General features: G+C 61.9%; 8 protein-coding genes. 5 read left to right on the plus strand and 3 right to left on the minus strand.

Going from position 1 to position 6,381, the window contains the following annotated elements; translation table 11 throughout:
- Positions 1 to 365: 365 nt before the first annotated feature.
- The 3 genes from AC1DMS_RS31475 to AC1DMS_RS31485 form a co-directional block, all read right to left on the minus strand.
- Positions 366 to 524: a DUF3309 family protein gene (locus tag AC1DMS_RS31475; protein ID WP_015866021.1), complete on the minus strand. Its 159-nt coding sequence runs from the start codon at positions 522 to 524 to the stop codon at positions 366 to 368.
- A 143-nt stretch (positions 525 to 667) separates the two neighbouring features.
- The gene (locus AC1DMS_RS31480; RefSeq protein ID WP_015866022.1) at positions 668 to 919 is read right to left on the minus strand and encodes a hypothetical protein; all 252 of its coding nucleotides are present in this window, start codon (positions 917 to 919) and stop codon (positions 668 to 670) included.
- A 39-nt stretch (positions 920 to 958) separates the two neighbouring features.
- A complete protein-coding gene (locus AC1DMS_RS31485) occupies positions 959 to 2,083 on the minus strand; it encodes a sensor histidine kinase (RefSeq protein WP_015866023.1) in 1,125 nt (374 codons plus the stop codon).
- A gap of 242 nt (positions 2,084 to 2,325) precedes the next feature.
- On the opposite strand from AC1DMS_RS31485, the gene AC1DMS_RS31490 reads away from it, so the two are divergent.
- From AC1DMS_RS31490 to AC1DMS_RS31510, 5 genes are all read left to right on the plus strand, one after another.
- Complete coding sequence (locus tag AC1DMS_RS31490) at positions 2,326 to 3,066, plus strand: Crp/Fnr family transcriptional regulator (RefSeq protein ID WP_015866024.1); 741 nt, start codon at positions 2,326 to 2,328, stop codon at positions 3,064 to 3,066.
- A gap of 121 nt (positions 3,067 to 3,187) precedes the next feature.
- A complete protein-coding gene (locus AC1DMS_RS31495; RefSeq protein WP_478182125.1) occupies positions 3,188 to 3,895 on the plus strand; it encodes a Crp/Fnr family transcriptional regulator in 708 nt (235 codons plus the stop codon).
- 203 nt (positions 3,896 to 4,098) lie between these two features.
- Entirely contained in the window at positions 4,099 to 4,539 is a 441-nt protein-coding gene (locus AC1DMS_RS31500; protein ID WP_015866026.1) for a hypothetical protein, read from the plus strand.
- 412 nt (positions 4,540 to 4,951) lie between these two features.
- Positions 4,952 to 5,365, plus strand: a complete 414-nt coding sequence (locus AC1DMS_RS31505) for a hypothetical protein (protein WP_150106900.1) — start codon at positions 4,952 to 4,954, stop codon at positions 5,363 to 5,365.
- Positions 5,366 to 5,862: 497 nt separating this feature from the next.
- The gene (locus AC1DMS_RS31510; RefSeq protein ID WP_015866027.1) at positions 5,863 to 6,084 is read left to right on the plus strand and encodes a hypothetical protein; all 222 of its coding nucleotides are present in this window, start codon (positions 5,863 to 5,865) and stop codon (positions 6,082 to 6,084) included.
- Positions 6,085 to 6,381 lie beyond the last annotated feature (297 nt).

Here is a 6,381-nt window from a genome sequence, read left to right on the forward strand (position 1 = left end):
CGTGAACCGCACCAGCCCGCCTCGTCACCGTGCGTGCGACGTCACCGGACAGGGAGAACATTGCACCGGGTTGAACAAGGAGCAAGCTCGCATCTTCAGGGCCGCTTCGCCCCTGGCCGTCACCCGCATCACCGTGGCTTGACCGGAATAAGTTGTTCGCCCCTGGGATGGTATGAATGGCGGAAGATCCGCCTCTATCAGCCTTTCAGCGCGCAGCAAGTCGCACTTCTGGATGTCCTCATGCGCATCGATGGTCATGGGCATATTTGCGGAGTAAAGCCGCTCGAGCAACTGCATGGGCATTGTGAATCCTCGCATCGATACGGGTTGACATCGCCGGCTGATGAATTCGAGTAGACCCAGCGCTAAATGCGTCCCGTCAGCAACAAGACGATCAATACGAGCACGACGATGCCGAGAATTCCGCTCGGACCGTAGCCCCAGCCGCGGCTGTGCGGCCATGACGGAAACGCCCCGACCAGAACGAGGATCAGGATGATCAAAAGAATGGTGCCAATGCTCATGATTCACTCCTAGGTGCTTGCTTGATATCAAGATCAAGATACCGAGGCGGCGCACTCCAGTCTGTTCGCTATCGAACAAACCGGAATGCGCCTGCCTAGCGCCAGCAGATGGATCTTCCTTGCCTCCGGGGCAGCAACGGCCATCACGGCGTCGGGAGCGCTGCGTTCTTCCGCGCGCAGGATTTTTCGATCGCGATCGCCGATGCGCCCTCGCGGGTGATCGCTTCCACATGCACAACTTGCAGCGCGAGTCTTTTCGCCTTGCCTTGAACCTCGAGAGTCACTTCGATCATGCCGCTCGCAGCCAGCCGTTTTGCCGCGGCCACATCCGCCGACAACGTGAGCCGCCGAGGTGGCGTCATTCGTCCGATTCGCATCAGTAATTGGGTATCCATGGCGAGTCCTTTCGGATAAGAGAAACGATCGAGTGCCAGTCAGGGAAGGGGGTGACGCGGCAGGCATATGGTGAAGACGCAACCGACACCCGGCACGTCCCGCACGGTCAATGTGCCGAAGTCTGCTTCGACGCTTTGGCGGGCGATGGAAAGACCCAGCCCCAATCCGGACCTGTCATGACTGTGTTGATTGAAGGGGGCGAACATCTTGGCGGCGATTCCCGATGGCAGCCCGCCGCAATGGTCTTCGACTTCGATCAGGACGTGCTCGCCAAGTTCATAGGCTTTCAAGGCGACGTCGGTGTGCGGGTGCGTGAACTTGAACGCGTTTTGCAGGAGGTTTGCCAGCGCGGCGAGCAGCAGTTCGCGATCTCCCCGGATGGCCAGCAGGGAATCGACAGGCGGCACCTCGAAGACGCAACCGGCGGCGCCTGCAACGAGCTGGGCCGCGGTTTCAGCGTCCTTGATGAACAAGGCGACGGAAAATGTCTGCCGCTGGTCCGGCGCGCCGCTGCGCACCTCGGCGAGCGCCCGGCTGATCAGGGCACCCATTGCTGACAGGCTGCGTTTCAGCACGGCCCCGGTGGCGCCTCTCACTGTCATGTTGCCGAGTTCAAGCGCGTGAATCGCCAAGGTTGCTGTTCCTAGGGAATTGCGCAGCTCGTGAACCAAAAATCCGAAATGCTCTGTCGCGTCGAGGCTCTGCTGGCGGGCGATTTGCGTATCCCGTTGAAAGCTGAACTCGCTGACGGCGTCCGCGATGGCGTTGTCCAGGCAGCGGTTCAATGTCCGGAATTCCGCGACAGCGAACGGGGCATCGCGTTCAAAGGCCAGGTCCGTGATCGCCTGGCAAAGGTCGCCATAGTCGTGAACGACCTGGTCAACCGTGTAGCCCAGCTTCAGCAGCTCCTTGCCATGGGCTGTGGCGGACACCCCCATTTCCGACAAGGCCAGCGAGTCCCCGCCCGATGGCCCCGAGATCCTGATGCTGTCGGCGGGTTTGTTGTCCTCTTCGGCCGCAAGGGTTCTTATCAGCTGCTCGAGAAACAACGGGATGCCATTCGCCAGCTGATGTTCCGTGGCGGCCCGCCGGGGCCTCAGTGCGACCTTCGACTTGCACCGTGAAACCAGCTCCTCCCGGTTGTTGATGAGAAAGTTGCGCATGTTCCGGGACCTCGATGGCTTTCGCCCGCTTCATTCAATGAATGTCGCCTGCTTCTATTAGAGACTTAGAAGGCGTACCGTCATCTTTAGCGGCGCCGGGGAGAATCGTCGGTGCGGTGTCGCACATACCGTGGCGTGCCGATGTGCAATCGGCACTTGCATTCCCTCGACTGTGTGCGGAAGCGCACAGACGCCGAGGTATCGGCGGCAAAATGATGAGCACTTTGGAATCTCCTTCCGCCATGGCATCGTCTTCTCCCTCGTCTTCTTCGCGCGCAGCCGTGGCGCGCAACAGCCTCCTGGAGGTGATGCCGCCGGAGGTGCTGATGGGCCTGATGCCGCTCCTTGAACTGGTGCCGCTCAAGCTGGGCGAGGTGCTGTACGAATCGGGCGTGGTCCAGCAGTACGTGTACTTCCCGACCGATTGCATCGTCTCGCTGCTGTACGTGCTGGAAAACGGGCAATCGGCCGAGATCGCCGTCGTGGGATTCGAGGGGATGGTCGGCGTGGCGCTGCTGATGGGCGGGGGCAGCACGCCCAACCGCGCCGTGGTGCAAAGCGCAGGCCAGGCGTTCCGTCTGAGCGCCAGCCACATCAAGCAGCTGACGGACAACGGCGGACCCCTGCTGCATCTGCTGCTGCGCTACACCCAGTCGCTCATCACCCAGATGTCGCAGACGGCCGTCTGCAACCGACACCACTCACTGGAACAGCAGCTGTGCCGCTGGCTGTTGCTGAGCCTCGACAGGTTGCCCGGCAACGAGCTGGTGATGACCCAGGAACTGATCGCCAACATGCTCGGCGTGCGGCGCGAAGGAGTGACGGAGGCGGCCGGCAAGCTGCAGCGCCTGAACCTGATCAAGTACTCGCGGGGTCACATCACGGTGTTGGACCGCCCGGGGCTGGAGAAGCAGGTGTGCGAGTGCTACGAGGTCGTGAAGCGTGAAACGGATCGCCTGCTCCCTCGTCAGCTCGCAACCTGAGCCAGCGGCGGTCGCGCCGCATTGGTGCGCCTGCGCACAGACGCGAGAGGGGCCCTCGGCAACAATGCGCTCGGTTGCGCATTCCCGCGCTGACTCTTGATTCTTCCCAACAGGCGGTTCCGTGACATCAGCCCCGCCCCGCACCGTCCTCAACCGCCTGCTCGAGGCGCTGCCGCCCGCGGAMCGGGTGCATCTGCTCGAGCGCTGCGACAGCGTGCAGTTGGTCACGGCGCAGATCCTCTACGAGCCGGGCGATGTCATTCATCACATCCATTTCCCCACGAGCGCGTTCGTCTCGCTGGTGTCGACCGCGGACGGCCACGATGGCCTCCAGACGGGGATGGTGGGCAACGAGGGGGCCCTGGGCTACGAGCTGTCGCTGGACGTGCAGCGCGCGCCGCTGCGGGCACTGGTGCAGGGGGGCGGCATGGCCTGGCGTCTGACGGCACAATCGTTCGCCCAGGAGCTGGAGCAGAACTCGAAGCTCAAGCGCATCCTCAATCGCTACGTCTGCGTGCTCTTGATGGAATTCGGCCGCTCGGGCCTGTGCAACCGCTTCCACTTGATCGAGGAGCGGCTGGCGCGCTGGCTGCTGACTACACAGGACTGCGCGCATTCGACGCACCTCGCGCTGACCCATGAAGTGCTGGGCCGCATGCTGGGCGTGCGCCGGGTCGGCATCACCAATGCGGCAACGGCGCTGCACAGGCGCCGGTTGATTGACTATCGACGGGGCGTCATCACGATCACGGACCGCGAAGGGCTGGAGAACGCGGCGTGCGATTGTTACCGGGCCAATCGGCGCAGTTATGCGCACCTGATCGCATAGCTGCCGGTCGGCCGCGATGCGCCGCCGTCTTGCATGTGCGCTGCTCCAAGCAACAGGCGGCATGAAGCCGATCGATCCGGAAGTGCGCCTGGCCGGGCCGGCCTTGACCGTCGATTGCATGCGGTCAATGAACGCCATCCTCGAGCCGCAGGCTGTGACTTGGCAGCCTACGTTCCCACCTAGATGTGAACGCGGGAACATAGATGGCAGACGATTTGGAAGACCTCAAGCGCCGGCCGGTGGTGGGGGACAAGAGCGACGGACGCAGCATGAACGACGAAGCCGCGAAGTCGCAGCCGGTGGCACTGTGCCTGCAGCCAGGCGCCTCGGAGTCGCGCCTGGCGCGCGAGTGGGGCGTCAATGCCAATCAGGTGGGACGCGGGCTTCGCGAGCACGGCCATGGTGGTCGCGCGCGCAAGGCCGTGGCCAGCGTGGTGGCGGCGTTCGTGGCGGTCTCGGTGCCGCCTGCTTCGCTGATCGCGGTCCGAAGCGGCGACGACAGCCTGAGGGCGCCGGATGAGGGGCAAACCTCGTCGATTCGAAGCATTGGGGAGGCGAGATTCATCATCATGCACACCATGACTTTCATCACACGCCAAATCGGTGACCTGTTCAGACCTTCCCCTAGAAAGTCGGGGCAATGACGTCCAACTGGCATAGCCGGATTGTCATGGTTTGCCGAAACGGCAGTAATTGATCTACGGAAGCCGGGGCGATTCAGTCTATGTTCGCTGGCGCACCGTCTCATGCCAGGAATGCGCCTAGCCTGAGGGGCCTTCAAAGGATTCTCCATGAGCCGTTCACTACTGACTTTTGCGCTGCTCGGCGCGTTGAGCTTGGCCGCGTGCGATAGACCCACCGCCGTGGTCGCCGTTCCAGCGGCACCCGTGGCTGTGCCCGGACCCGCAGGGCCCCCAGGTATAGCAGGTGCTCAAGGCGTCGATGGAAAAAAAGGGGACACTGGCAAGCCCAGTGAGAGTACTACTGTGATCATCACGCCAGCTCCGGAGGCCCAGCCAGCGAAGTAAAGCGACAGACTTTGCGGATCCCTGAAAAATGCTGAACGGCGAAAGCAGCACACCACCAGTGATGTGCTTTCGCCCCGGTCAAGCCGATAGCACGAAGCGCCATTCACGGCTCGTCGAGGGCGTGATGAATGCTGCCGCGGTCTCGCTGCGATTGCGCGGTCCCGACTTCGAAGCTGCGGCGACCTACCTTGCGCGAACGTCAGCCCTCGGATTAGCAATGATGTCGAAAGTCATCTCAGCGAAAAAGTTGAAGCCGACGGGTAGCCGTAAAGCCAGCACGTATCAATACACCGAGGTTCCGAACTCTTTGTGGCCTGGATGCCTCAGGCTTGCATGCGTTGTGACTTCAATCATTGGCGTCTCGTTGCTGGCCGGCCGGGCCGCGATCACCCATACAACCGCGTCGCGCAGGATCATCGGCGTACTGCGCCCGTGGAGGTAGGTACAAAGCAGAGACTCAGCCGTGAATTGGGAGGGTGCATGGTGCCCTCCATATGGAAGGAGTTGGAACCGTGACACTACCGCTGGGAGGAAGTTTGGACCGTGAGGTAGCGCACAGACCGAACGCCAGAGCCACGCCATGATCTCGTTGACGGCCATCCAGCGCTGGTAGAGGTAGCTTAGGCGCCCGCCCATCCAAGGTGGAGCCTCGATGCTGGCGGGCTGTCACTGTCCAAATCCTGAGCCTCCGACGTTTCAGTGCCCGCCTCAAGCGGGCATTTTTACACCTGTTCCGCGCACAGCCGGTCGACGTAAGCCATTGCCTGGGTCTTTTCTGGACTTGCTCTTGAGGTGGCCAGCAACAATTATCTTGAGCGGCGGCGCTCAAAGTCGTTGACGCCGGGCATTGGGGGAAAGTAGCGCTTTTTATGTACGGAACCGAACAGACCAGTTTCCTCGACTTTCCTAACGTGACTTGCACTCATGGGAGGAAAATCGATGTCAAAGCAAATCATCCACAGCGCGACCATCACTCTGAAGCTGCCGCTCAATACGAGTGCTGAAGAACAGGCGGCAGCGTTGCAGGCCGCCGGCATTCCCATCGACGCAATCGGGAATGCAGCGTCGGGCTTTCTATTCGTTCGGCGCACGAGGGATTGGAAAAATCCGACCAAGATCTTTCGCTGGTTTGCCACAGACATAGGGCTAGTCGCCCTATAACCGAGGCGTTCGGCCGTTCTTTTCCCTCTTCCGGCACCGGAGGTGGTCCGCGCTCGGTCTTGGCTGTAGCGCGCCAAGTATGTTCGCCATCGCACGGACGGTTCACCCCGACCGGCCAACGATGGGGCTGGGTCTTTCCATCGCCCGAATTCCGGTCAAGCCACGGTGATGCGGGTGACGGCCAGGGGCGAAGCGGCCCTGAAGATGCGAGCTTGCTCCTTGTTCAACCCGGTGCAATGTTCTCCCTGTCCGGTGACGTCGCACGCACGGTGACGAGGCGGGCTGGTGCGGTTCACG

Source organism: Variovorax sp. 05T418 (assembly GCF_056396385.1).